Source organism: Pseudomonas sp. M1, from assembly GCF_022760135.1.
GTDB lineage: Bacteria > Pseudomonadota > Gammaproteobacteria > Pseudomonadales > Pseudomonadaceae > Pseudomonas > Pseudomonas citronellolis.
Genome location: NZ_CP094343.1, coordinates 1,894,224 through 1,919,102 on the forward strand (window position 1 = coordinate 1,894,224; position 24,879 = coordinate 1,919,102).

26 protein-coding genes are annotated in these 24,879 nt (G+C 68.1%); 12 read left to right on the forward strand and 14 right to left on the reverse strand.

Annotation, left to right across the window (positions count from 1 at the left end; genetic code table 11):
- The first annotated feature begins 89 nt into the window (after window positions 1-89).
- Complete coding sequence (locus PM1_RS08665) at window positions 90-902, forward strand: UDP-2,3-diacylglucosamine diphosphatase (RefSeq protein WP_009620422.1); 813 nt, start codon at window positions 90-92, stop codon at window positions 900-902.
- Entirely contained in the window at window positions 899-1,927 is a 1,029-nt protein-coding gene (locus PM1_RS08670; protein WP_009620420.1) for a glycosyltransferase family 4 protein, read from the forward strand. Before PM1_RS08665 ends, PM1_RS08670 begins: the two co-directional genes overlap by 4 nt.
- A 3-nt stretch (window positions 1,928-1,930) precedes the next feature.
- Here the strand turns inward: PM1_RS08670 and PM1_RS08675 are convergent, their stop codons facing one another.
- Window positions 1,931-2,182 carry a hypothetical protein gene (locus tag PM1_RS08675; RefSeq protein WP_009620418.1) on the reverse strand — a complete coding sequence of 84 codons (252 nt, stop codon included), beginning with the start codon at window positions 2,180-2,182 and terminating at the stop codon, window positions 1,931-1,933.
- Between the two features lie 211 nt (window positions 2,183-2,393).
- Between PM1_RS08675 and PM1_RS08680 the strand changes: the two genes are divergently transcribed.
- On the forward strand, window positions 2,394-3,521 hold the full coding sequence (locus tag PM1_RS08680) for a GNAT family N-acetyltransferase (RefSeq protein WP_009620416.1): 1,128 nt from the start codon (window positions 2,394-2,396) through the stop codon (window positions 3,519-3,521).
- Window positions 3,522-3,609: 88 nt separating this feature from the next.
- Here PM1_RS08680 and PM1_RS08685 read toward each other — a convergent pair whose 3' ends face one another.
- The 7 genes from PM1_RS08685 to PM1_RS08715 all read right to left on the reverse strand — a co-directional run bounded on the left by PM1_RS08685 (window position 3,610) and on the right by PM1_RS08715 (window position 10,672).
- The gene (locus PM1_RS08685) at window positions 3,610-3,876 is read right to left on the reverse strand and encodes a DUF2790 domain-containing protein (protein WP_009620414.1); all 267 of its coding nucleotides are present in this window, start codon (window positions 3,874-3,876) and stop codon (window positions 3,610-3,612) included.
- 671 nt (window positions 3,877-4,547) lie between these two features.
- The gene (locus PM1_RS08690) at window positions 4,548-5,651 is read right to left on the reverse strand and encodes an IS110 family transposase (protein ID WP_043300127.1); all 1,104 of its coding nucleotides are present in this window, start codon (window positions 5,649-5,651) and stop codon (window positions 4,548-4,550) included.
- Between the two features lie 177 nt (window positions 5,652-5,828).
- Entirely contained in the window at window positions 5,829-6,293 is a 465-nt protein-coding gene (locus PM1_RS08695) for an REP-associated tyrosine transposase (protein WP_009623645.1), read from the reverse strand.
- 149 nt (window positions 6,294-6,442) lie between these two features.
- Window positions 6,443-8,275: an ABC transporter ATP-binding protein gene (locus PM1_RS08700; protein ID WP_009623643.1), complete on the reverse strand. Its 1,833-nt coding sequence runs from the start codon at window positions 8,273-8,275 to the stop codon at window positions 6,443-6,445.
- A 75-nt stretch (window positions 8,276-8,350) separates the two neighbouring features.
- Window positions 8,351-8,911 carry a peptidylprolyl isomerase gene (locus PM1_RS08705; protein ID WP_024128564.1) on the reverse strand — a complete coding sequence of 187 codons (561 nt, stop codon included), beginning with the start codon at window positions 8,909-8,911 and terminating at the stop codon, window positions 8,351-8,353.
- A gap of 30 nt (window positions 8,912-8,941) precedes the next feature.
- Window positions 8,942-9,733, reverse strand: a complete 792-nt coding sequence (locus PM1_RS08710; RefSeq protein ID WP_009623639.1) for an alpha/beta fold hydrolase — start codon at window positions 9,731-9,733, stop codon at window positions 8,942-8,944.
- A 15-nt stretch (window positions 9,734-9,748) separates the two neighbouring features.
- A complete protein-coding gene (locus PM1_RS08715) occupies window positions 9,749-10,672 on the reverse strand; it encodes a LysR family transcriptional regulator (RefSeq protein ID WP_009623637.1) in 924 nt (307 codons plus the stop codon).
- Between the two features lie 55 nt (window positions 10,673-10,727).
- Between PM1_RS08715 and PM1_RS08720 the strand changes: the two genes are divergently transcribed.
- The 4 genes from PM1_RS08720 to rarD all read left to right on the forward strand — a co-directional run bounded on the left by PM1_RS08720 (window position 10,728) and on the right by rarD (window position 13,888).
- Entirely contained in the window at window positions 10,728-11,042 is a 315-nt protein-coding gene (locus PM1_RS08720) for a hypothetical protein (RefSeq protein WP_009623635.1), read from the forward strand.
- 149 nt (window positions 11,043-11,191) lie between these two features.
- On the forward strand, window positions 11,192-11,791 hold the full coding sequence (locus PM1_RS08725) for an FMN-dependent NADH-azoreductase (protein ID WP_009623634.1): 600 nt from the start codon (window positions 11,192-11,194) through the stop codon (window positions 11,789-11,791).
- 325 nt (window positions 11,792-12,116) lie between these two features.
- A complete protein-coding gene (locus tag PM1_RS08730) occupies window positions 12,117-12,980 on the forward strand; it encodes a carboxylate/amino acid/amine transporter (protein WP_024128565.1) in 864 nt (287 codons plus the stop codon).
- Window positions 12,977-13,888, forward strand: a complete 912-nt coding sequence (gene rarD, locus PM1_RS08735; RefSeq protein WP_009623633.1) for an EamA family transporter RarD — start codon at window positions 12,977-12,979, stop codon at window positions 13,886-13,888. The genes PM1_RS08730 and rarD overlap by 4 nt, the downstream gene beginning before the upstream one ends.
- Window positions 13,889-14,088: 200 nt before the next feature.
- On the opposite strand, the gene PM1_RS08740 is transcribed toward rarD, so the two are convergent.
- The 5 genes from PM1_RS08740 to PM1_RS08760 form a co-directional block, all read right to left on the reverse strand.
- Window positions 14,089-14,691, reverse strand: a complete 603-nt coding sequence (locus PM1_RS08740) for a C40 family peptidase (RefSeq protein WP_009623631.1) — start codon at window positions 14,689-14,691, stop codon at window positions 14,089-14,091.
- 368 nt (window positions 14,692-15,059) lie between these two features.
- The gene (locus tag PM1_RS08745; RefSeq protein ID WP_009623629.1) at window positions 15,060-15,188 is read right to left on the reverse strand and encodes a hypothetical protein; all 129 of its coding nucleotides are present in this window, start codon (window positions 15,186-15,188) and stop codon (window positions 15,060-15,062) included.
- The gene (locus PM1_RS08750) at window positions 15,185-15,715 is read right to left on the reverse strand and encodes a dihydrofolate reductase family protein (RefSeq protein ID WP_009623626.1); all 531 of its coding nucleotides are present in this window, start codon (window positions 15,713-15,715) and stop codon (window positions 15,185-15,187) included. The genes PM1_RS08745 and PM1_RS08750 overlap by 4 nt, the downstream gene beginning before the upstream one ends.
- Window positions 15,716-15,832: 117 nt before the next feature.
- Window positions 15,833-17,143, reverse strand: a complete 1,311-nt coding sequence (locus PM1_RS08755; protein ID WP_009623624.1) for a mechanosensitive ion channel family protein — start codon at window positions 17,141-17,143, stop codon at window positions 15,833-15,835.
- A gap of 162 nt (window positions 17,144-17,305) precedes the next feature.
- Window positions 17,306-18,670 carry an MFS transporter gene (locus tag PM1_RS08760; protein WP_009623622.1) on the reverse strand — a complete coding sequence of 455 codons (1,365 nt, stop codon included), beginning with the start codon at window positions 18,668-18,670 and terminating at the stop codon, window positions 17,306-17,308.
- Window positions 18,671-18,804: 134 nt separating this feature from the next.
- Between PM1_RS08760 and PM1_RS08765 the strand changes: the two genes are divergently transcribed.
- On the forward strand, window positions 18,805-20,169 hold the full coding sequence (locus PM1_RS08765) for a DEAD/DEAH box helicase (protein WP_152604470.1): 1,365 nt from the start codon (window positions 18,805-18,807) through the stop codon (window positions 20,167-20,169).
- 196 nt (window positions 20,170-20,365) lie between these two features.
- Here the strand turns inward: PM1_RS08765 and PM1_RS08770 are convergent, their stop codons facing one another.
- Window positions 20,366-22,186 carry an acyl-CoA dehydrogenase C-terminal domain-containing protein gene (locus PM1_RS08770; protein WP_009623618.1) on the reverse strand — a complete coding sequence of 607 codons (1,821 nt, stop codon included), beginning with the start codon at window positions 22,184-22,186 and terminating at the stop codon, window positions 20,366-20,368.
- Window positions 22,187-22,329: 143 nt separating this feature from the next.
- On the opposite strand from PM1_RS08770, the gene PM1_RS08775 reads away from it, so the two are divergent.
- From PM1_RS08775 to PM1_RS08785, 4 genes are all read left to right on the forward strand, one after another.
- Window positions 22,330-22,746: a MarR family winged helix-turn-helix transcriptional regulator gene (locus tag PM1_RS08775; protein ID WP_009623615.1), complete on the forward strand. Its 417-nt coding sequence runs from the start codon at window positions 22,330-22,332 to the stop codon at window positions 22,744-22,746.
- A gap of 74 nt (window positions 22,747-22,820) precedes the next feature.
- Window positions 22,821-24,017, forward strand: coding sequence for an MFS transporter (locus PM1_RS08780; RefSeq protein ID WP_152604515.1), 1,197 nt, complete (start codon window positions 22,821-22,823; stop codon window positions 24,015-24,017).
- Entirely contained in the window at window positions 24,014-24,136 is a 123-nt protein-coding gene (locus PM1_RS31065; RefSeq protein ID WP_024128567.1) for a hypothetical protein, read from the forward strand. Before PM1_RS08780 ends, PM1_RS31065 begins: the two co-directional genes overlap by 4 nt.
- A gap of 58 nt (window positions 24,137-24,194) precedes the next feature.
- Window positions 24,195-24,749, forward strand: a complete 555-nt coding sequence (locus PM1_RS08785; RefSeq protein WP_009623611.1) for a glutathione peroxidase — start codon at window positions 24,195-24,197, stop codon at window positions 24,747-24,749.
- The last annotated feature ends 130 nt before the right edge of the window (window positions 24,750-24,879 follow it).

Genomic DNA, 24,879 nt, shown 5'->3' on the forward strand with positions numbered 1-24,879 from the left:
GCGCAGGCTGTCACGGGACTGTCGCGCGGCCGTCATGCGCGGGTCACCGCCGGGCCGGAAAATCGACTAAACCCCGCCGGAGGCCGCCCATGACCAGCGCCCAACGCCTGATGCCGACCAAGAAACAACGGGTGCGCACCCTGTGGATATCCGACGTCCACCTGGGCACGCGCGACTGCCAGGCCGAGCACCTGGCGGGCTTCCTCAAGCGCTACCACGCCGAGCGCATCTACCTGGTGGGCGACATCATCGACGGCTGGAAGCTGCGCGGCGGCATCTACTGGCCGCAGGCGCACACCAACGTGATCCGCCGCCTGCTGACCATGAGCAAGCGCGGCACCGAGGTGATCTACGTCACCGGCAACCACGACGAGTTCCTGCGCCGTTACTCCACGCTGCTGCTGGGCAACATCCGCCTGGTCGACGAGATCGAGCACACCACCGCCGACGGCCGCCGCCTGCTGGTGATCCACGGCGACCAGTTCGACGTCATCACCCGCTACCACCGCTGGCTGGCGTTCCTCGGCGACTCGGCCTACGAATTCACCCTGACCCTCAACCGCTGGCTGAACCACTGGCGCAGCCGCTACGGCTATGGCTACTGGTCGCTGTCGGCGTACCTGAAGCACAAGGTGAAGACCGCGGTGAACTTCATCAGCGACTTCGAGGAAGCCATCGCCCACGAAGTCCACAAGCGCGGGCTGAACGGCGTGGTCTGCGGGCACATCCACCACGCGGAGATCCGCCAGATCGGCGAGGTGGAGTACCTCAACTGCGGCGACTGGGTGGAGTCCTGCACGGCGCTGATCGAGCACTGGGACGGCAGCATCCAGCTCTACCGCCTGGCCGAGGAGCAGCTCCAGCACGCCAGCGAGGCCATCGTCGCCGAGCCGGCGGCATGAGGCTGCTGATCGTCAGCGACGCCTGGGCGCCGCAGGTGAACGGCGTGGTGACCAGCCTGCGCGCGCTGGTCGCTGAACTGGAAGCGATGGGGCACCAGGTGCGCCTGCTGTCGCCGGCCGAGTTCCGCAGCCGGCCCTGCCCGAGCTACCCGGAAATCCCCCTGGCCTGGGACCTGTGGAAGGTCGGCCCGGCCATCGAGGCCTTCGCCCCGGACTGCGTGCACCTGGCCACCGAGGGCCCGTTGGGCTGGGCCGCGCGGCGCTGGCTGTTGCGCCGTGGCCTGGCCTTCACCACGGCGATCCACACGCGCTTCCCGGAATACCTGAACAACCGCTGGTCCTGGCTGCCGTTGTCCTTCGGCTACGCCGTGTTGCGCCGCTTCCACGCGCCCAGCGCGGCGGTGCTGGTGAGCAGCGAGCGCATGCGCGGCGCCTTCGCTGACTGGGGTGTGCAGGCCCTGGAACTGTGGCGCAAGGGCGTGGATACCACGCAGTTCCAGATGGGGCCGGGGCCTGCCGAGGGCCCGGTGTTCCTCTATGTCGGGCGCCTGGCGCCGGAGAAGAACCTGGAAGCCTTCCTCGACCTGGACCTGCCCGGGCTCAAGCGGGTGGTCGGCGACGGCCCGTCACGCGGCGAGCTGCAGGCGCGTTATCCCCAGGTGGAATTCCTCGGCTACCGCCATGGCGAGACGCTGGCCGAAGCCTATCGCGCGGCCAGTGTACTGGTGTTCCCCTCGCGCACCGACACCCTCGGCCTGGTGATGTACGAGGCCCTGGCCTGCGGTACGCCGGTGGCCGCCTTCCCGGTGCCGGGCCCGCTGGACGTGCTGGAGGATGGCGTCATTGGCGCCATCGATAGCGACCTGCGCAAGGCCTGCCTGCGCGCCCTGGCGCTGGACCGCCAGGCCTGCGCCGAATGGGCCGCCGGGCAGTCCTGGCGGCTCTCGGCGCAGCAGTTCCTGGCCCTGCAGCGGCCGCTCGGCGAGCCGGGCGGCATGACCGAGGCCGAGGCCCTGGCCGACTGAGGCCTAGTGGAACAGGTCGCGGTCGCTGTCCAGGCTCTGGTCCACCAGCCACTTGCCGTGGGCGATGGAGGCGTGCTGCGCGGCGTCCAGGTCGGCGAGGAAGGCCATCTTCGTCGGCAGCGGCTGGCGCCGCGTGCTGCGTCCGTCCGGGGCGATGATCTGGCAGCCGCCGGCATAGGGCGTGGGCAGCCCCGGGTGTTCGAAGACGCGGGCGATGATGGTGTAGTCGCGATGGGTGCATTGCAGGGTTTGCATGGCATGGACCTCGCTGTCGGGCCAGGGGGCGCTGCCTGCGCCATTGCCGGCGCCAGGCGCCGCGCCGCTCTGGCGTGGCTGTCCCGCCGGCGGCGGGGCCTGTGCTTTCGCGTAACCCCACCTTAGAACAGCGGGCCGGCCGTGCAAGGACGGGGCGACGAAGGGCGCCGCAGCTCTTTTCTTCCGCCGCGCCCGGCGCCAGACTGTCGGCATGCCTATCCACAGACTTTCCCGCCTCGGCGACCTCGCGCCCGGCCAGTGGGACGCCCTGCTGCCGGACGCCCAGCCGTTCCTGCGCCATGCCTTCCTCGCCAGCCTGGAGGACAGCGGCAGCGTCACTGCGCGCACCGGCTGGCGCCCGTCGCACCATGTGCTGCTCGACGCCGCCGGGCGGCTGTGCGCGGCGCTGCCGGCCTACGTGAAGGCGCATTCCTATGGCGAATACGTGTTCGACTGGGGCTGGGCGGACGCCTGCCAGCGCGCCGGCATCCGCTACTACCCCAAGCTGCTGGTGGGCGTGCCCTTCTCGCCGGTGAGCGGTGCGCGCCTGCTGGGCTCGGACGAGGGCATCGCCGAGTTGCTGGGCGTGCTGGCCGAGGGCACCGCGGAAGGCGTGTGGTCCGGCGTGCACGTGAACTTCACCGACCCGCGCGCCGACGGGCTGATCGCCGCGCAGGGCGGCTGGCTGGAACGCCTGGGCTGCCAGTACCACTGGTTCAACCGCGGTTACCGGGATTTCCAGGACTTCCTCGATGCACTGGCCTCGCGCAAGCGCAAGCAACTGCGCAAGGAGCGTGAGCAGGTGGCGGGGCAGGGCATGGAGTTCCGCTGGATGGAGGGACCCGAACTGGCCGAGGCCGACTGGGACTTCGTCTATGCCTGCTACGCCAGCACCTACGAGGTGCGCGGCCAGGCGCCGTACCTCACGCGCGAGTTCTTCAGCCTGCTGGCCGAGCGCATGGGCGAGGCGATCCGCGTGGTCTTCGCCCGCCGCAACGGACGGCCGGTGGCCATGGCTTTCAGCCTGGTGGATGGCGACACCCTCTACGGGCGCTACTGGGGCTGCCTGGCGGAGTACGACCGCCTGCACTTCGAAACCTGCTTCTACCAGGGCCTGGACTACGCCCTGGCCGCCGGGCTGCGCCGTTTCGACGCCGGCGCCCAGGGCGAGCACAAGCTGATCCGCGGCTTCGAGCCGGTGCTCACGCGCTCCTGGCACCAGTTGGGGCACCCGGGCCTGCGCGCCGCGGTGGACGACTTCCTCGCCGAGGAACGCGCCGGCATCCGCGCCTACGCCGAGGAGGCGCGGGCGGCGCTGCCTTACCGGCAGGCGGAGTAAGGGGAAGTCGGGTAGAAGGTCGGCCCCCGGCCGCTACGACAGGCTCGCGGGGTGGCCAAGTCGGCCAGGGACCGAGACCGGGTGGGGCTCAGACGTGGCTCGCCTGGCCGCCCCATTCGAGGAAGCGCACGCGGTGCGTGGTGCCCTCGTGGTCCTGGTACACGAGGTAGGCGGGGACCATGCCCACCTTGTGCGAGTTGTCGGTACGGTGCAGCACCTTGTCGATATCCAGCGACATGCCGTAGTGATATTCGACCGTCGGAAGGTCGGCGCCCGGCTCCTTGATCGCGTCCTGGGCGAAGACCATGGGAGCGAGGCTGGAAAGCACCGCCGATACGACAGAAGCAATCTTCATTCTGGTGGTCCTCATAGCGAAGGGGATGAAGCCCCGCCCTGGAGCACTGGCATCCGATGTCTGGCCGCGGGTCCGGGGGCGGGCAGGGGGCGATGCTTCAGGCGTCCACCGCGTGGCGGGGCGTGGAACAGATATGACCACCGAACCACCCCACGCGAGAAATTGATGTGCTTGCTAATGATCATCGACTGGGGTGATGCGGCGACTTGTCGCAGGGTTCGGGATAGAGGCTTAAGGCTTCATTAACGGACTGGGCGATATGCCGCAAGAATCCTGTAGAAGCGGGCCCTGCCCGCGATTCGCGCGCAGGGCGCGCTCCTACAAGGTGCGGTGCTTTGCGAATGGGCTGGGCAGGAGATTCGGCGTCAACCCGTAGGAGCGGGCCCTGCCCGCGAAATCGCGCGCAGGGCGCGCTCCTATGTATGGACTCACCCCCACCGTCAACCCGCTTTTGAACATGAAAACCCGACTGCATCTATGTATTAGGCCTGTTCGAGGAAGCCACGTCGGGCTTCTGGCCAACATTGGGTAAGCCCGCGGAATGCCGATTACAAAGAGGCCTCGAAGGCCGGTAGGAGCGTAGGCATCGATCCGCGACGGTCTGACCAGGGGTCAATGTTCTTCAGCAAGGGTTGGAGCGACTTGGCGCCCCGTTGGCGGGAACTCGTTGATCAGTGGCTCATTTCCATCTCCCGGTAAGCATTCGGCTTGCGCTGGTAGGTTTGTTCGCTGCACAGCAGCACCCAGGCGATACGCAGGTTGCGGTTGGCCAGTCGCACTGCCGCGCCCTTGCGCCCCAGACGTTGTAGCCAGCGCTGCAGGCGCCGATCATCCGGGTGTTCGGAATCGGGCCGCAGTTGCTTCAACACCGCATGCGAGCCCACCACCATCAGGCTGCGCACATAGGCGTCGCCACGCTTGGTCATCTTGCCCAGCCGTACCTTCTGCCCGCTGCTGTGCTGGTCGGGCACGATACCGAAGTAGGCAGCGAACTGACGCGCATTGGCGAAACGTTCCGGCTCGACCTGTTTGGCCAGCAAGGCCGTGGCCGTGATCGGACCGATACCACGTACCGTCATCAGCCGTTTGGCTGTCGGGTCGGCGGCGGCACAGGCTTCCAGACGCCCGGTCAGCGCGGCGATACGCTCGCCCAGCCGTTTCCATTCGTTCAGCATCTCGTCGATCAGCTCGCGCAGCAGCGCCGGCAACGGCTGGCGGGCGTCTTCCAGCACCCGGGTGACACCTTGCTTCAAGCCTACATCCCCCTGCGCCAGGGCGATGCCCTGCTCCAGCAGCAGCCCGCGGATCTGATTACCCATGGCGGTGCGCCGCTGCACATAGCCCCGCCGGACACGGTGCCAGGCCTGCATCGCCAGTGCCGCGACGCTCTTCACCGGCACCGACGCGATACTGCTATCCCGGCCCGCCCGCAGAATGGCGTGGGCATCATTGCGATCATTCTTCGCTCCGCTCCGGTGCTCGGCCACCCGCTGAGCCGGCAGGATACGCACCGGGTTGCCCTGCGCCTGCAGCAGCCGAGCCCAGGCTTGTGCTCCAGGGCCGGTTTCCATCAGCACCGTCACGCCCTCCGGCAGCTTCTGCAGAAACACCTGAAACGCTTCACGCGACTTGATTCGCTGTTCGTATGCCAGTTGACCCTGGGCGTCTTCCCCCGCCACCTGGAAGACCTTTTTCGCCAGATCCACGGCGACTGTCGTGCACACCGATACATCGGTTGCAGACACCGGCTTATTCATCGTCGTATGCTTTTTCATGGACTCACCCTCACTGTCGGTGGCTTCTTAGACCGCCACCGTGGCGCCTCGACGCCTCGGTGAGGGTGAGTCCATCCAATTACAAGGTGCGGTGCTTCGCGAAGCGGCTGGGCGGGAGATTCGGCGTCAACCTGTAGGAGCGGGCCCTGCCCGCGATTTCGCGCGCAGGGCGCGCTCCTACAGCCAGACCGCGTTCCAGAAGGGGTAGTCGCCAACCTTGGCCACCAGGCCGGCACGTAGGGGATTGGCGACGACGTAGCGTGCGGCGGCACGCAGGTCCTCGTCTCGGCGCAGTGCGCGATCATGATACGCCCGTGCCCATAGTGTTCCGGACCTGCCCAGGCACTGGTTCACGTGCCGGGCACTGCATGATTTCAGACGGTTCACAAGACTGTTCAAGCTCGCCCCAGAACCGATCTGGAGCAGCCAGTGGGCATGGTCGGGCATCAGTACCCAAGCCAGCATATGGCAGTCGTCGAGGAGCCTCGGGTCGCCGAAGCAGCGCGCTGCCGCACAGGCGGCAGGAAAGCAGCGAAAAATGGGTGTGCGGTCGTATGTGGTGGTCGTAACCAGGTAGGTCGTATGAGGCTGGGAAAACCGACCTTTGCGCAGCGCCGAATGGCCCGGGGATTGCTCGTCCATATTCAGTCCTCAGGGGAAAGGACTGAATATCGCTTCCAACCCCTGAGGAAAGAGCGCTGGCCGCTACCGAATGCGCTGCCTGCCCTGTAGGAGCGGGCCCTGCCCGCGAAATCGTGCGCAGGGCGCGCTCCTACAGGGGGGATTGCGGGTTAATCCACCCCCACGAACCCGCCGGTCTGGTGGCGCCACAGGCGGGCGTAGAGGCCGCCGTGTTCGATCAGCTCGGCGTGGCTGCCGCTTTCGACGATGCGGCCGTGTTCCAGCACCACCAGGCGGTCCATGCGGGCGATGGTGGAGAGGCGGTGGGCGATGGCGATCACCGTCTTGCCCTGCATCAGCGTCTCCAGGCTTTCCTGGATGGCCGATTCCACTTCCGAATCCAGCGCCGAGGTGGCTTCGTCGAGGATCAGGATCGGTGCGTCCTTGAGCAGCACGCGGGCGATGGCGATGCGTTGGCGCTGGCCGCCGGAGAGCTTCACGCCGCGCTCGCCGACGTGGGCGTCGAGGCCGGTGCGGCCCTGGGCGTCGTACAGCTGCGGGATGAATTCGCTGGCGCGGGCCTTGCGCACCGCCTCCTGCAACTCCTCCTCGCTGGCGCCGGGGCGGCCGTAGAGCAGGTTGTCGCGGATCGAGCGGTGCAGCAGCGAGGTGTCCTGGGTGACCATGCCGATCTGCGCGCGCAGGCTCTCCTGGGTCACGTGGGCGATGTCCTGATCGTCGATCAGGATGCGCCCGCCCTCGATGTCGTACAGGCGCAGCAGCAGGTTGACCAGGGTCGACTTGCCGGCGCCGGAGGGGCCGACCAGGCCGATCTTCTCGCCCGGGCGCACCACCAGGTCCAGGCCCTGGATCAGGCCGCTGCCCTTGCCGTAGCTGAAGTCCACCTCGTCGAAGCGCACCTCGCCGCGCGCCACCACCAGCGGCTTGGCGTCGGGCGCGTCGACCACCTGGCGGGGGATGGCGATGGTCTGCATGCCGTCCTGCACCTGGCCGATGTTCTCGAAGATGCCGCCGACCACCCACATGATCCAGCCGGACATGTTGTTGATGCGGATCACCAGGCTGGTGGCCAGGGCGATGGCGCCCACCGAGATCAGTTCCTGGCTCCACAGCCACAGCGCCAGGCCCGTGGTGCCGGCGATGAGGATGCCGTTCATGATGGTGATGCTGACGTCCATGGAGGTCACCACGCGCCCGGCGCGCTGGGCCTTGTGCGTCTGCTCGGCGATGGCCTCGCGGGCGTAGTCCTCTTCCTGGCGGGTGTGGGCGAACAGCTTGAGGGTGGTGATGTTGGTGTAGCCGTCGACGATGCGCCCCATCAGCTTGGAGCGCGAGTCCGAGGCGGCCACCGAGCGGCGCTTCACTTGCGGCACGAAGTAGGCGAGGGCGCCGACGTAGGCGATCACCCAGAGCACCAGGGGGATCATCAGCCGCCAGTCGGCCTCGGCGAACAGCACCAGGGCGCTGATGGTGTAGATCGCCACGTGCCAGAGGGCGTCCACCACCTGCACCGCCGAGTCGCGCAGCGAGTTGCCGGTCTGCATGATGCGCTGGGCGATGCGCCCGGCGAAGTCGTTCTGGAAGAAGCCCAGGCTCTGCTTGAGCACGTAGCGGTGGTTCTGCCAGCGGATCAGGTTGGTCATGCTGGGGTTGATGCTCTGGTGCACCAGCATGTCGTGCAGGGCGTTGAACAGCGGGCGCAGCACCAGCGCCACCGCGGCCATCCAGGCCAGTTCGTTGCCGTGCAGGCGGAAGAAGTCGGCGGGCGCGGTGTTCTGCGCCAGGTCGACGATGCGCCCCAGGTAGCTGAACAGCGCCACCTCGATCAGGGCGACGATCAGGCCGACCACCAGCAGGATCGAGAACACCGGCCAGACCTGGCGCAGGTAGTAGGTGTAGAAGCGCCAGACGTCGGCCGGCGGCATGTGCTCGGGGGCGTCGCGGAAGGGGTCGATGAGCTTTTCGAAGCGGCGGTAGAGCATGATGTCTCTCGGTTGTCGCGGGCCCGTCCCGGGCCCGCCGTTTCAGGCCTCCGTCAGCGTGGGAATCGGGGATTCTCAGAGACGCTTGGCGGAGAGTATGACCACCGGCTCGGCGGGCACGTTCTGGTACATGCCGCGGTTGGTGGTGGGCACCTTGGCGATCATGTCGACCACGCCCATGCCGCGCACGACCTTGCCGAACACGGCGTAGCCGAAGTCGCGCTGGCCGTGGTCGAGGAAGTCGTTGTCGGTCAGGTTGACGAAGAACTGGCTGGTGGCCGAGTTCACGTCGCTGGTGCGGGCCATGGCCAGGGTGCCGCGGGCGTTGAGCAGGCCGTTGTCGGCCTCGTTCTTGATCGGCTCGCCGGTGTCCTTCTCCTGCATCTTCTCGGTGAAGCCGCCGGTCTGCACCATGAAGCCGGGGATCACCCGGTGGAAGATGGTGCCGTTGTAGAAGCCGCTGTCGACGTAGCCGAGGAAGTTCTTCACGCTGATCGGCGCCTTGGCGCTGTCGAGTTCCACCTCGATCTCGCCCAGGGTGGTGGACAGCAGCACGTGGGGTTTCGCCGGGTCGGCGGCGAGCGCCGAGGTGGCCAGGACGAGGGAACAGGCGGCGAGCAGGAAGCGTTTGAACAGGGTCATTTTGCGGATGTTTCCTGAGGTGTTTTAGGAATGGTCTACCTGCTCGAGGAAGTCGAGCAGGGTGCTGTTGAAGGCTTGCGGCTGGTCCAGCGGGGTGGCGTGGCGCGAATCCTCGATCACCACCAGGCGCGCGTTGGGCAGGCGCTCCACGTAGGCCTGCTTGAGCGTCACCGGGGTGTAGTCGCGGTCGGCGCTGACCACCAGTGTCGGACAGGTTATGCGCCCCAGGCGCTCCTGCACACCCCAGCCGATGATGGCGTGCAGGCTGGAAAGGTAAGCGCGTTTGTCATTCTGCGGCCAGCGCTGCTCGATCTTGCGCCGCAGGTCGGCCTGCTCCGGCTTGGGGAACAGCAGCTTGCCGAGGGCCTTGCCCACGGTGTCCAGGCCCAGCACGTGGGCGAGGAACAGCCGGCGCGCCACTTCCAGGTATTCGCGCAGGGTGCGCGGCTTCACTTCCGGTGCGCTGTTGACGATGGTCAGGCTCTTGAGCAGTTCCGGCCGGCGGGTGGCCAGCTCGAAGCCGATCATCCCGCCCATGCTGATGCCCACCAGGTGCACCGGGGCCAGGCGCAGTTCCTCGATCAGCGCCGCCACGTCCTCGGCGAAGCCGGCGATGCTGTAGCGCTCGCGGGGCTTGTCGGACTGGCCGTGGCCGCGCACGTCGAGGGCGATCACCCGGTGCCGCCGGAGCAGCTCCGGCACCTGGTATTCCCAGTCACGGCTGCTCGAGCCCAGGCCGTGCACCAGCAGCACGGGCGTGCCCTGGCCGCTGTCCTCGAAGTACAGGCGCTGGCCGTCGTGGTGCAGGTAGGGCATCGGCGGTTCTCCGGGTCAGGCGCTCGGCGGCGCGGCGAAGGGGGCGTCCAGGGGCACGTTGGCGAAGGTCTTCAGCAGCTCGACGAGGATCTGCGTGGCCGGGCCCAGGGGCTTTTCCTTGTTCGGATAAAGATAGAAGCGGCTCTCGCGGGTGACGCCCTGGGTCAGCGGCAGCGGCTTGAGCGAGCCGTCGCGCAGTTCGCGCTCGATCATGTGCCGCGGCAGCCAGGCGAAGCCCAGGCCGTTGCCGACGAAGGTGGCGGCGGTGGCCAGGCTGCCCACCGTCCAGCGCTGCTCGGCGCCCAGCCAGCCGACGTCGCGCGGCTGCAGGCGGCCGGAGTCGCGGATGACCACCTGCATCTGGCTTTCCAGGTCCTGGTGCGTCAGCTCGCGCTGCAGGCGGTGCAAGGGATGGTCGGGGTTGGCCACGGCGACGAATTCCACGGTGCACAGGTCGGCGCCCAGGTAGCCGGCGATGTTCAGGCCGCTGATGGCCAGGTCCGCATGGCCCTGCTGCAGCGCCTCCTCGACGCCGGAAAGCACCTCCTCGCGCAGCAGCACGCGGCAGCCGCGGCTCTGCGGCACGAACGCGGACAGCGCGCGGACCAGGCGCAGGGTGGGGTAGGCGGCGTCCACCACCAAGCGCACTTCCGGCTCCCAGCCCTGCTCCATGTGGTGGGCCAGTTCCTCCAGCTGGCCGGCGCTCTTCACCAGTTGCCGCGAGCGCCGCAGCAGCACCTCGCCGGCCTCGGTGAGCACCGCCTTGCGGCCGTCGATGCGCAGCAGCGGCACGCCGAGCTGCTCCTGCATGCGCGCCACCGTATAGCTGATGGAAGACTGCGAGCGATGCAGGGCCTCGGCGGCCTGGGCGAAGCCGCCGTGGTCGACCACCGCCTGCAGCGTGCGCCATTGATCCAGGGTAACGCGGGGCGCTTTCATCCTCGCCTCCTCTTGTCTAATCTGGCGCTCTGCCTGAACCGAGCGAGACCGCCACATGAAAAGAATCTGCTGTGCGTTGCTGCTGTCGCTGCCGTTGACCGCCCTGGCCTACCCGATCGAGGTGGAGAAGTCCCTCAACGGCACGGAGATCGACGTCCAGACCCAGGACATCGGCGACAGCATGGGCGCCGTGCTGTTGCAGAACTACGGCAAGCAGGACGTGGCCTGCACCGCGGTGTTCCAGAACGGCCCGGAGTCGCCCAAGGTGCGCAAGACGGTGCTCGCCGCCGGCAAGTCCAGCAACCTCACCGCCAGCTTCGGCCGCGCCATCATCAAGCTGCGCATCAAGCTGACCTGCAACCCGGCCTGAGCCGGCAGCGCATGTTCTCCAGACTAGGAGCAGACGCGGTACAAATCAACTAAATCGATATTTTGAAGCAATTATTTCTGCTTTTTTATCGATAAGTCATTCCATAAGCTGGCCTCCATCGACGCAAACGACCGCTGGAGGTCAAGCCCATGTCCCGTGTTCTGGTAATCGAAAGCAGCGCCCGCCAACAAGGTTCGGTCTCCCGCCAGCTGACCGCCGAATTCATCGCCAACTGGCGCGCCGCCCACCCCGCCGACGAGATCCAGGTCCGCGACCTGGCGCTGGAACAGGTGCCGCACCTGGACGCCGACCTGCTGGGCGGCTGGATGAAGCCGGCCGAGCAGCACAGCGCCGCCGAGCAGGCCGCGCTGCAGCGTTCCAACCTGCTCACCGAGGAGTTGCTGGCCGCCGACGTGCTGGTGCTGGCCGTGCCCATGTACAACTTCGCCATCCCCAGCACCCTGAAGTCCTGGCTGGACCACGTGCTGCGCGCCGGCGTCACCTTCAAGTACACCGAGACCGGTCCCCAGGGCCTGCTCGGCGGCAAGCGCGCCTACATCCTGACCAGCCGCGGCGGCGTCTACGCCGGCGGCCCGCTGGACCACCAGGAGCCCTACCTGCGCCAGGCCCTGGCCTTCATCGGCATCCACGACGTCACCTTCGTCCATGCCGAGGGTCTGAACATGGGCCCCGAGTTCGCCGAGAAAGGCCTGGCCAAGGCCCGCGAGCAACTGGCCGCGGTGGCCTGACCCCAGATTCCGGCTTACCACTTGCGCGCCCGTCGCTCCTGGGCGCGACGCCCGGTCGACGCACTTCCCCCCTGCGAATGTCGACCGGGCTTTTTCTTTGCCGGGGTTCGCGATGACATGGGGCGCCGGCCCTGCCGGCGGGATCGCGGATGAATCCTATCCACGTCGTTCCCATGTAGGAGCGCGCCCTGCGCGCGAATCGCGGGCAGGGCCCGCTACAGGCCGACGCTGAACCTCCCGTTCATGCCGGACAGCACCCTGGCCCTTTCTTCGCCCCGGCAAAACCGCTATGTTCCACGCCCCTTTTCGGTGCGCCTGTCCGGTCATGCCTTACCTGCTTTTCGTAACCGTCCTCTGGGCGTTTTCCTTCAGCCTGATCGGTGAATACCTCGCCGGCCAGGTCGACAGCTATTTCGCCGTGCTCACCCGGGTGCTGCTGGCTGGCGCGGTGTTCCTGCCGCTGACGCGCTGGCGCGGGGTGGCGCCGCGCTTCATCGGCGGGGTGATGCTGGTCGGCGCGCTGCAGTTCGGCATCACCTACGTCTGCCTGTACCAGAGCTTCCGGGTGCTGACGGTGCCCGAGGTGCTGCTGTTCACCGTGCTCACGCCGCTGCACGTGGCGCTGATCGACGACGCCCTGAACCGCCGCTTCAACCCCTGGGCGCTGCTGGCCGCGGCGGTGGCGGTGCTGGGCGCGGCGATCATCCGTTACGACGGCGTCAGCGGCGACTTCGTCGAAGGCTTCCTGCTGCTGCAACTGGCCAACGCCACCTTCGCCGCCGGCCAGGTGCTGTACAAGCACCTGGTGGCGCGCTACCCGTCGGACATCCCGCAGTACCGGCGCTTCGGCTACTTCTTCGTCGGCGCGCTGCTGGTGGCGTTGCCCGGCTGGGTGCTGCTGGGCAACCCGGCCAAGCTGCCGACCACCGAGGTGCAATGGCTGGTGCTGCTGTTCATGGGCTTGCTGGCCACTGCCCTTGGGCAGTTCTGGTGGAACAAGGGGGCTACGCTGGTGGATGGCGGCACCCTGGCGGTGATGAACAACCTGCACGTGCCGGTGGGGCTGCTGATCAACCTGCTGATCTGGAACGAACATGCCGACCTGGCCCGCCTGGCCCTGGGTGGCGGGGTGATAGTGGCGTCGCTCTGGGTGAACCGTCTGGGGCTGGCGCGGAGGGCCGTGGCATGAACATTTCCGGTCGCGGCGTCGTCCTTTCCCTGGCCGCCTCGGTGCTCTTCGTCACGCTGCCGGGCTACCTGCGCTGGCTGGCGCCGCTGGACAGCATCCAGATCGTGGCGCACCGGGTGGTCTGGTCGATCCCCATGGTCCTGCTGCTGGTGGCCTTCACCGGCCAGGGCGGCGTGCTGCGCGATGCCGGCCGGCGCCTGCTGCGCGAGCGCTGGCTGCTGCTGTGCTTCCCGCTGAGCGCGGCGATGATGCTGGTGCAGTGGGGCGTGTTCATCTACGCGCCCATGGTCGGCCAGACCCTGCAGCTGTCCCTGGGCTACTTCCTGCTGCCGCTGACCATGGTGCTCTGCGGCCGGCTGTTCTACGGCGAGCGCCTGACGCCGCTGCAGGGCATCGCCGTGGCCTGCGCGCTGGTCGGCGTGCTCCACGAACTGTGGCTGACCCGCGCCTTCTCCTGGTTCAGCCTGATCACCGCCCTGGGTTATCCACCGTATTTCATGCTGCGCCGGCGCATGGGCGTGGACGCGCTGTCCGGCTTCGTCTTCGAGATGGCGGTGCTGCTGCCCTTCGCCCTGTGGACCATCTGGCACTTCGGCGACCTCCAGGTGTTCGCCGAGACGCCGCGGCTGTGGGCGCTGCTGCCGATGCTGGGGCTGATCAGCGCCCTGGCCTTCGCCGCCATGATGGCCTCCAGCCGGCTGCTGCCCATGGGGCTGTTCGGCATCCTCAGCTATGTCGAGCCGATGCTGCTGTTCCTGCTGGCGGTGCTGTTCCTCGGCGAGGCGTTCCAGCCGCAGCAGTTGTGGACCTACGGGCCGATCTGGCTGGCCATCCTGCTCACCGGCTGGGACAGCGCGCGGCTGCTGCGCAAGCAGGCGCGGCGCGAGCGGCGGGGTGGTGGGGCGTGATGAGGCACGCTTTCAGCCACGCCATTTCAATGTAGGAGCGCGCCCTGCGCGCGATTCGCGGGCAGGGCCCGCTCCTACAGCCCTGCCCAACCGTGGGGCGAATAACCGTTCGCGGTTATCCGCCGTTGGCCCCGCGCCCATGAAAAACGCCGTTTTCCCTGCCCGGGAAAACGGCGTCCTTGTTCTTGCGGCGCGGGCCCTTACTCGAAGCGATTGCCCGGCAGGTCGGCCTTGGCCAGGGTCTCCGGCAGCACGCGCTTGGCCGCCAGGTAATGGCGTTGCCAGTACTTGTCGTTGAGGTTGGCCACCTTCACCCGCTGCCCGCGGCGCGGGGCGTGGACGAAGCGGTCATTGCCGACGTAGATGCCCACGTGGTCGACGTTGCGGCTGCGGATGCGGAAGAACACCAGGTCGCCGGGCTGCAGGTCGCGGCGCGCCACCTTGGGGTTGCTGCTCTGGTAGATGGCCCGTGCGGTGCGCGGCAACTCGACGTCGTCGACGTCGCGGAACACGTACTTGACCAGGCCGCTGCAGTCGAAACCCTTGGGCGAGGTGCCGCCCCAGCGGTAGGGCGTGCCGATCATGCTGAAGGCGCGCTGGGTGACCTGGTGGGCGTCACTGGGCTGCTGCTTCGCCGGTTGGGCTATGCTCAGCAGCTCCTTGCCCTGTACCGGGACACGGAGTTCGAGAGGGGCGGGCGCGTAGGAACGCGAGGCCCGTGGGGAAGCTTCCACCCCGGTTACAACGGCGGCCAAACTGGCTGCCAAGCCTATGGAAAGGCATGTCAAAAGGGTACTGCGCATTCGGCATGTCTTCTTTCTGGTTGTGGATGTAACCCAGACTCCGCTGGATCGCCGTTGCTCTTCGGCGGGCGATGGTTTCCTTTGGTCCGCGAAAAATTCCGCGCATTCTGACCGACTTTTCGTGACAGTGTTTTGACCGTCCGTCGCTTGTGGATAAGCCCATGTGACTCGGCGGGCGTTCGATGACATGTGTTCGGACTGCCCGGTCGGGCGCCGACCTTATAGCCGAAAGCCCTATGCCAGGCGGGTTGCCGGGAGATGGCCAAGGGCCGCGCGAGCATGTCCGGAAGGGGGCGGGAAAGGCGCGGGGTGGGACCTGATGTCGCAGGGAAAAACCCGACGAAATGCAGGCCCTCTGACGATTTTCGTCAGTCGGCGAGGTGTTCGCGCAGCGCCGGCAGGACTTTTTCGCGCAGCAGCGGCGCCAGCGGCTCGGGGTGGCGGCCGTCTTCCAGCCAGGCCAGCTCTTCCGGTTCGGCGGCGGCGCGGGGGCTCACTTGAGGACCTGGTAGCGCACCTGCACGATGCCGCTGGGGAAGCTGCGCTGTTCCAGCAACTGCAGGCGCCGTTCGAGCCCGATGCCGAACAGCGGGATGCCGGCGCCGAGCAGGTGCGGAATGATGCTGACGATCACCTCGTCGAGCAAGTCCGCCGCCAGGCAGTTGCCGGCCAGGCTGCCGCCGCCCACCAGCCAGATGCGCTGGCAGCCGCGGGCCTCCAGGTTGGCCAGGGCTTCGCTGGGCGGGCAGTGCTGCAGTTCCACCTGGGGCGAGGCCAGCGGCAGTTGGTTGGCGCGGGTGAGGACGATGGCCGGCTTGTCCGGGTAGGGCCAGTCGCCGAAGTCCAGGCATTGCAGGTAGGTGCCGCGGCCCATCAGCAGGCCGTCGATGCCGGCGTAGAAGGCTGAATAGCCATGGTCGTCGTCATGGCCGTCGAATGCGTCCAGCCAGTCGACGCTGCCGTCGGGGCGGGCGATGTAGCCGTCCAGGCTGCTGGCCACGTAATAGATGAGGGTGGCGGACACGGCGTTTCTCCGGGAAAGGCGCGCGGAAGCGCGCGCCTGCCTTGAGCATGGCACCGGCCAGGCGAGGCAGCCAGGCCGGGGGCTGTCGCCCGTCCGATCGGAGCCTGGCGCGGGTTCTCAGGCCTGTTCCATGTCCAGCGCCGGGTGGCGTTCGCCACGAGCCGCCGGCGTCGGCAGCAGGCCCTGCAGCCCGCCACGCAGGTCCTGGCCGCTGGGCTGCTGGTAGACGCCCAGGCCGAACTCCGGCAGCACCGCCATCAGGTAGTCGAAGATGTCGCCCTGGATGCGCTCGTAGTCCAGCCACGCGGTGGTGCGGGTGAAGCAGTAGATCTCCAGGGGCACGCCCTCGGCGCCGGGCTGCAGCTGGCGGACCATGCAGGTCATGTGCGGGTGGATGTCCGGGTGGGCCTTGAGGTAGGCCTCGGCGTAGGCGCGGAAGGTGCCGATGTTGGTCAGCCGCCGGCGGTTGGCCGACAGCGGCACGTTGCCGGCGTTGGCCTGGTTCCACTCGGCCAGCTCGTCCTGCTTGCGCCGCAGGTAGTCGGTCAGCAGGCGCACGCCGGACAGCTTCTGCGCCTCGGCCTCGTCGAGGAAGCGCACCTGGCTGGCGTCGAGGTACAGGCTGCGCTTGATGCGCCGCCCGCCGGACTGCTGCATGCCGCGCCAGTTCTTGAACGATTCGGACATCAGGCGCCAGGTGGGCACCGAGACGATGGTCTTGTCCCAGTTCTGCACCTTCACCGTGTGCAGGGTGATGTCCACCACGTCGCCGTCGGCGCCGACCTGGGGCATCTCGATCCAGTCGCCCACCCGCAGCATGTCGTTGCTGGTCAGCTGCACGCTGGCGACGAAGCTCAGCAGGGTGTCCTTGTAGACCAGCAGCAGGACCGCGGACATGGCGCCCAGGCCGGAGAGCAGCAGCATCGGCGAGCGGTCGATGAGGATCGACACCACCACTATGCCGCCGAAGACGAAAAGGAACAGCTTGGCCAGTTGCACGTAGCCCTTGATCGAGCGGGTGCGGGCGTGCTCGGTGCGTGCGTAGATGTCCAGCAGAGCGTCGAGCAGGGCGCTCAGGGCCAGCAGCAGGAACAGCGCGGTGACCGCCATGGCCAGGTTGCGCAGGAAGGCCTCGGGCCTGCCGGTGAGGTTGGGGATCAGCACCAGGCCGAACTGCACCACCAGCGACGGCACGGTCTGCGCCAGGCGCTGGAACACGCGGTTGTCGCGCAGGTCGGCGAGCCAGCTCAGGGCCGGCTGGCGCGCCAGCAGGTCGGCGGCGCGGCGGACCAGGAAGCGGGCCAGGCGGCCGACGATCCAGGCCACTGCGAGGAGGATGACGAGGCCGAGGGCGGCGCTGGTCAGCGGGTGTTGGTCGAGCAGGGCCCAGTAGCCCTGGAGGGTGGCGAGGGGAGAGGAAAGGTCCATAGGCCGGAAACATCCTTTGGATCGGGGCGCCAGTGCGGGGTGGCGCGTGGTGCGGAGGCTACGGGGTAGCCGCGAAGGCCCGGCCGCGGTGGCCGGGATGAGCGCGGCATTGTAACGGCAAGCTAGCGGCAGGGCCGAGCAGGATATTTCCGAAATGTAACCTCAGCCCGCCAGCTCCTCCAGGGTGCGCCCGCGGGTCTCGATGCCGAAGCCCCAGACCACCGCCGCGGCGACCAGGAAGCACAGCGCGCCGAGGGTGAACACGCCGCCCTGGCCGGCCACCGGCAGGACCAGGCCGCTGACCGTGGGCCCCAGCAGCGAGCCGACGCGCCCCACCGCCGAGGCGAAGCCCGAGCCGGTGGCGCGCGCCGAGGTGGGGTACAGCTCCGGAGTGTAGGTGTAGAGCACCGCCCACATGCCGAACAGGAAGAACTGCATGGCCAGGCCGAAGCCGATCAGCAGCGCTAGGCTGCCGCCGAACACCGCGGTCTGGCCGTAGGCGTAGGCCATGGCGCCACCGCCCAGGAGCATCAGCACGCAGCTGGGCTTGCGGCCCCAGCGCTCCACCAGCCAGGCGGCGCAGAGGAAGCCGGGGATGCCGGCCAGGGAGATCAGCACCGTGTAGTACACCGACTGCGTCACGGCGAAGCCGGATTGCTGCAGCAGGGCGCTGAGCCAGGAAGTCAGCCCGTAGAAGCCGAGCAGGGCGAAGAACCACAGGCTCCAGACCGTCAGGGTGCGGCTGCGGTAGGCCGGCGACCAGAGTTCGGCGAAGGCGCTGAAGAAGCCCGGGCGGTTCGGCTCGGGGCGCGCCAGGGCCTGCGGCTCGGGCAGGCTGGATAGCTTCAGCGAGGCCATCACCCGCGCCTCGATGCGCTGCAGCGAGCGCTCGGCCTTGTCCGCCAGCCCGGCCTGCTCCAGCCAGCGCGGCGATTCCGGGACCATGAAGCGGATGGCCAGGACGAACAGCGCCGGGAAGGCCAGCAGCAGGAACAGGCTGCGCCAGCCGGCCGCCGGCAGCACGAAGTAGGACAGGCAGCCGGCGGCGATGAAGCCCAGCGGCCAGAAGCCGTCCATGAGGGCGATGTAACGGCCGCGGGCCCTGGCCGGGATCATCTCCGAGAGCAGCGACTGGGCGATGGGGAATTCCATGCCCATGCCGATGCCCAGCAGCACGCGGTACAGCGTCAGGCTCTGCACGTCGCCGGCGGTGGAGCACAGGTAGCTGGCCAGGCCCCAGAGCACGATGCTCCACTGGAACACCGGCTTGCGCCCGAAGCGGTCGGCGAGCATGCCCGACAGCGCCGCGCCCAGGACCATGCCGAAGAAGCTGGAGCTGGCCAGCAACCCGGCCTGGGCGCTGGACAGGCCGAACTCGGTTTTGATCGAGCCGAGCAGGAAGGTCATCATCGCCAGGTCCATGGAGTCGAAGAAGAACGCCAGGGCGATGATCACGAAGATCAGCCGGTGGTAGGGGCTCAGCGGCAGGCGCTCGAGGCGCTCGGCGGCGGTGGGGCGATGCGGCATCTCGACACTCCTTAGGCTGTCCTGCGGCCAGTCTGGGACGGGCCTGCGCGGCGGACTTGCCCGAGGGCGACACGGGGCGTGCGGATCGCGACCGGCGAATAAAACCTGCTTTCGGGCGCGGCAACCGTTAGGCTATGCAGCTATTTGGTCTTTTCGTCTTCCCGAGGTCTGCCTTGTTCGCCCAATTCGCCCTCCACGAACGCCTGCTCAAGGCGCTGGAAACCCTGTCCTTCACCGAGCCGACCGCCGTCCAGGCCGCGGCCATCCCGAAGGCGCTGGAGGGCCGCGACCTGCGCGTGACCGCGCAGACCGGCAGCGGCAAGACCGCCGCCTTCGTGCTGCCGCTGCTGCACCGCCTGCTCAGCGAGGAGAAGCCCAAGACCGGCGCCCGTGCGCTGATCCTGCTGCCGACCCGCGAGCTGGCCCAGCAGACCCTCAAGGAAGTCGAGCGCTTCGCCCAGTTCACCTTCATCAAGGCCTGCCTGATCACCGGCGGTGAGGACTTCAAGGTGCAGGGCGCGCGCCTGCGCAAGAACCCGGAGATCATCATCGGCACTCCCGGCCGGCTGAACGAGCAGTTCAACGCCGGCAACCTGCCGCTGGGCGACGTCGAGGTGCTGGTGCTGGACGAGGCCGACCGCATGCTCGACATGGGCTTCGCCGAGGACGTGCTCAAGCTTGCCGGCGCCTGCCCGGCGCAGCGCCAGACCCTGCTGTTCTCCGCCACCGCCGGCAGCGGCCTGCACGCGATGGTCGAGCAGGTGCTGCGCGAGCCGGAAAGCCTGCAGCTGAACCGCGTCAGCGAGCTGAACGAGGACATCGCGCAGCAGGTCATCCTGGTCGACGACAACGCCCACAAGGAAGCCATCCTGCATTGGCTGCTGGAGAACGAGACCTTCGACAAGGCCATCGTCTTCACCAATACCCGCGTGCAGGCCGACCGCCTGACCGGCCGGCTGATCGCCGCCGGGCACAAGGTCTTCGTGCTGCACGGCGAGAAGGACCAGAAGGACCGCAAGCTGGCCATCGAGCGCCTGAAGCAGGGCGCGGTGAAGATCCTCGTCGCCACCGACGTGGCCGCCCGCGGCCTGGATGTCGAGGGCCTGGACCTGGTGCTGAACTTCGACATGCCGCGCCGCGGCGACGAGTACGTGCACCGTATCGGCCGCACCGGCCGCGCGGGCGAGGCCGGCCTGGCCATCTCGCTGGTGTCGCACAGCGACTGGAACCTGATGTCGAGCATCGAGCGCTACCTCAAGGTGCGTTTCGAGCAGCGCACCATCAAGGAGCTCAAGGGCAGCTACAAGGGGCCGAAGAAGGTCAAGGCCTCGGGCAAGGCCGCCGGCAGCAAGAAGAAAAAGACCGATTCCGGCAAGAAGGCCGGGGCCAAGCCCGCCGCCAAGCGCAAGCCGGCGAACAAGCCGAAGGCGGCGCCCTCGTCGGTGGTCAGCAACGACGGCATGGCGCCGCTCAAGCGCAAGAAGCCGGCTGCCGAGTAAGCCGTAGCCCCCTCGCGGGCCCTGCCCGCGATCGCGCGCAGGGCGCGCTCCTACAGGTTGACGCCGACCTTCTCGCGCACGCCGAACGGCCCCGTAGGATGGGGTGAGCGAAGCGATACCCATCGCCATGACCGCATGGGTTTCGCAAGCTCAACCCATCCTACGACGACTGCCGGGACCTGGCGGGCGTCCCGGATCACTCGAAGGCGAAATGCTCCGCCTTCAGCCCCATCACCGAACGCACCGGCTTGCCCATGACCGCCGCGTGGCCCTTGGCGCGGGGCAGCAGGCGGGCGAAGTAGAAGTCGCTGGTGGCGATCTTGGCCTTGTAGAAGTCGCTGGACTCGCTGCCGCCCTGGCGCAGGCGCTTGCGGGCCGTGGCTTCCTGCAGGGCCCAGGCGTAGGCCAGGGCGACGTAGCCGGAGAACATCAGGTAGTCGTGGCTGGCGGTGCCCACTAGGTCACGCTGCTTGCGGGCGCTCAGGGCGATGCGCAAGGTCAGCAGGTTCCATTGCGCGCATAGCTTCAGCAGCGTCAGCGCGCGACCACGCATGGCCGGTTCTTCCTTGAGCAACCCCATGGCGAACTTGCCCACGATCCTGGTGAAGTCGCGCACCGCCTTGCCCTGGGTCATCAGCAGCACCTTGCGCCCGAGCAGGTCCAGCGCCTGGATGCCGGTGGTGCCTTCGTAGAGCGTGGCGATGCGCGCGTCGCGGACGATCTGCTCCATGCCGTGCTCGCGGATGTAGCCGTGGCCGCCGAACACCTGCATGCCCAGGTTGGCGCTCTCCAGGCCCAGTTCGGTGAGGCAGCCCTTGAGGATCGGGGTGAGGAAGCCGAGCTTGTCGTCCCAGCGCTCGTACTCGGCGTTGTCGCTGGTGAGCAGGCCCTGGATCATCTTGTCGGCGTACTGCGTGGCCAGGTAGACCAGCGCGCGGCCGCCCTCGGCCACGGCCTTCTGCGTCAGCAGCATGCGCCGCACGTCGCCGTGGTGCATCAGGCTGTCGGCCACCTGTTCCGGTTCCTTGGCGCCGGACAGCGCGCGCATCGAGCGGCGCTCGCGGGCGTAGGCCAGGGCGCCCTGGTAGGCCAGCTCGGCGGTGGCCACGCCCTGGATGGCGGTGCCGATGCGCGCGCTGTTCATGAAGGTGAACATGCATTCCAGGCCCTTGTTCGCCGGGCCGATGAGAAAGCCCGTGGCGCCGTCGAAGTTCATCACGCAGGTGGCCGAGGCCTTGATGCCCATCTTCTTCTCCAGCGCGCCGCAGACCATGCCGTTGCGCGGGCCGAGGCCGCCGCCTGCGCCGGGCAGGAACTTGGGCACGATGAACAGCGAGATGCCGCGGGTGCCCCTGGGCGCGTCGGGCAGGCGGGCGAGGACGATGTGCACGATGTTCTCGGTGAGGTCGTGCTCGCCGGAGGAGATGAAGATCTTGGTGCCGGTGATGGCGTAGCTGCCGTCGGCGTTGGGTTCGGCGCGGGTCTTCACCTGGCCCAGGTCGGTGCCGCACTGCGGTTCGGTGAGGCACATGGTGCCGCCCCAGCGGCCTTCGGTGAGGGGCGTCAGGTAGGTGCGCTTCTGCTCCTCGGTGCCGTGCTGCATCAGGGTGTTCATGGCGCCCAGGGACAGCCCCGGGTACATGGAGAAGGGCCAGTTGGCGGTGCCGAGCATTTCCTGCTTGAGCGCGCCCAGGCTCATCGGCAGGCCCTGGCCGCCGTATTCCACCGGGTGCGACAGGCCTTGCCAGCCGCCGGCCACGTAGGCGTCGTAGGCTTCCTTGAAGCCCTTGGGCGTGCGTACCTCGCCGTTCTCCAGGTGGCAGCCTTCCTCGTCGCCGGAGTGGTAAAGCGGGGCGATCACTTCCTCGCAGAGCTTCGCGCATTCGCCGAGGATGGCGTCGACCATGTCCGGCGTGGCCTCGGCGCCGTTGATCAGGTTGCGGTAGTGCTCGGGGAAGTCGAAGACCTCGTTGAGCAGGAAGCGGGTGTCGCGCAGCGGGGCTTTGTAGACGGGCATCGCGGTGATCTCGGAAGGACGGTGGCGCAGTTATACGGCCGCGCACCCGGCCTGGCCTTGGCAGCGGCAACAGCCGGCGCCTGGCAGATCGGACAATCGACCGCGATTGACCTTCACGGGTGTCGCGGGTATATACACGTATCATGCTGACCACCCAATGCCTCTGCACCCAGCTGCGCCGCGCCGCCCGAGGTGTCACCCGCGTCTATGACGATGCCCTGCAGGGCATCGGGCTGACGGTCGCGCAGTTTTCCCTGCTGCGCCACCTGGCGCGCCTGGAGCGCCCGAGCATTTCCGAACTGGCCGAGGCCATGGGCCTGGACCGCAGCACCCTGGGGCGCAACCTGCGGCCGCTGCAGGCCGAGGGCCTGGTGGAGCTGCAGGGCGATGTCGGCGACCAGCGCAACCGCCTGGTGCTGCTCACCGCCGCCGGGCGCGAGCGCCTGGAGCAGGGCGCGCAGCCCTGGGAAGCGGCGCAGCGGCGGATGTACGAACGCCTCGGGGTGGAGCGCCGCGAGCAGCTGATGGCGCTGCTGGGGGAGTTGGAAGCCCTCGATTGAACGCCCTGCCAAGGCGTTCGTATGGATGAATGCGGGTATATACCCCTGTTGGAGCGAGAAGAACAATGTCCAAGCTGTCGCGTGCGGGTTTCTGGATACTGCTGTCCGGCGCCCTGATCCTGACCCTGTCCCTGGGCGTCCGCCACGGCTTCGGCCTGTTCCTCGCGCCCATGAGCGCCGAGTTCGGCTGGGGCCGCGAGGTGTTCGCCTTCGCCATCGCCCTGCAGAACCTCATCTGGGGCATCGCCCAGCCCTTCACCGGCGCCCTGGCCGACCGCTTCGGCGCGGCGCGCGCGGTGCTGGTGGGCGGCCTGCTGTACGCCCTGGGCCTGGTCATGATGGGCTATTCGGACTCGGCAACCAGCCTGTCGCTGTCCGCCGGGCTGCTGATCGGCATCGGCCTGTCCGGCACCTCCTTCTCGGTCATCCTCGGCGCCGTCGGCCGCGCCGTGCCGCTGGAGCGGCGCAGCATGGCCATGGGCATTTCCGCCGCCGCCGGCTCCTTCGGCCAGTTCGCCATGCTGCCCGGCACTCTCGGCCTGATCGGTTGGCTCGGCTGGTCGGCGGCGCTGCTCGCCCTCGGCCTGCTGGTGGCGCTGATCGTGCCGCTGGCCGGGCTGATGCGCGACAAGCCGCTGCCGGTGCAATCCCACGAGCAATCCCTGGGCGAGGCGCTGCGCGAGGCCTGCGGGCATTCCGGTTTCTGGCTGCTGTCGCTGGGCTTCTTCGTCTGCGGCTTCCAGGTGGTGTTCATCGGCGTGCACCTGCCGGCCTACCTGGTGGACCGCCACCTGCCGGCCACCGTCGGCACCACGGTGCTGGCGCTGGTGGGGCTGTTCAATGTGTTCGGCACCTACATCGCCGGCTGGCTCGGCGGGCGCTTCAGCAAGCCGAAGCTGCTGACCGGGCTGTACCTGATCCGCGGCCTGGTGATCCTGGCCTTCCTCTGGGCGCCGCTGACGGTGTGGACGGCCTACGCCTTCGGCATCGCCATGGGCCTGCTGTGGCTGTCCACGGTGCCGCTGACCAATGGCACCGTGGCCACCCTGTTCGGCGTGCGCAACCTGTCGATGCTCGGCGGCATCACCTTCCTGTTCCACCAGATCGGCGCCTTCCTCGGCGGCTGGCTGGGTGGCTACGTTTATGACCACACCGGCAACTACGACCTGGTCTGGCGGATCGCCATTCTCCTCTCGCTGCTCGCCGGCCTGCTCAACTGGCCGGTGCGCGAGCGCCCGGTGGCGCGCCTGGGCGCCGCGGAGGTAGCGTGAGGCCGCTATTGCGCCTGGGCGCGGCCGTGCTGGCCGCGGCGCTGCTGGGCCTGGCCTGGTGGGGCTGGCGGCATGGCGGCCTGGCATTGTTGCAGGCCGGCCTGGGCCATTGCTTCTGAGGATTGCCGCGGGCGGGGCAGGGGAGTAGCGTCCTTCGATCGAAGAAGGAGAATCGCCATGTCCCGCTACCTGTTCCTCGGCCTGCTGTGCTGCCTGCCCCTGGCCGCCCAGGCTGCCGACTGCCCGCCGCTGCTGGCGCAGCAGGGGCACCTGCAGAAGCTGCGCTCGAAGGTCGACCTCGACCTTTGCGGGCTCTACGCCGGCAAGCCGCTGCTGGTGGTCAACACCGCCAGCCACTGCGGCTTCACCCCACAGTTCAAGGGCCTGGAGGCGATCTACCAGCGCTACAAGGGCCAGGGCCTGGAAGTGCTGGGCGTGCCCTCGGACGACTTCAAGCAGGAGGCTGACGACGCCGCCGAGACCGCCCAGGTCTGCTACGGCAACTACGGCGTGACCTTCAACATGACCCAGGTGCAGCCGGTGCGCGGCGACGACGCCATCCCGCTGTTCCGCGAGCTGGCACGCCAGGCCGACCAGGCGCCGCGCTGGAACTTCTACAAGTACGTGGTGGACCGCCAGGGCAAGGTGGTGGCGCAGTTCCCCAGCCTGACCAAGCCGGACGATCCGGCTTTGCAGGCCGCCATCGAGAAGGCCATCGCCAGCCAGCCGTGAAGATGGAAGAGCTGGACGATGCTTGGTTCAGCGGAGGTGCCAAGCCTGGCTCCGCTCCCTCACCCCAGCCCTCTCCCGGAGGGAGAGGGGGCTGTCCTGAGCGAGTGGGGAGTTTGGAGTCATCCTGATA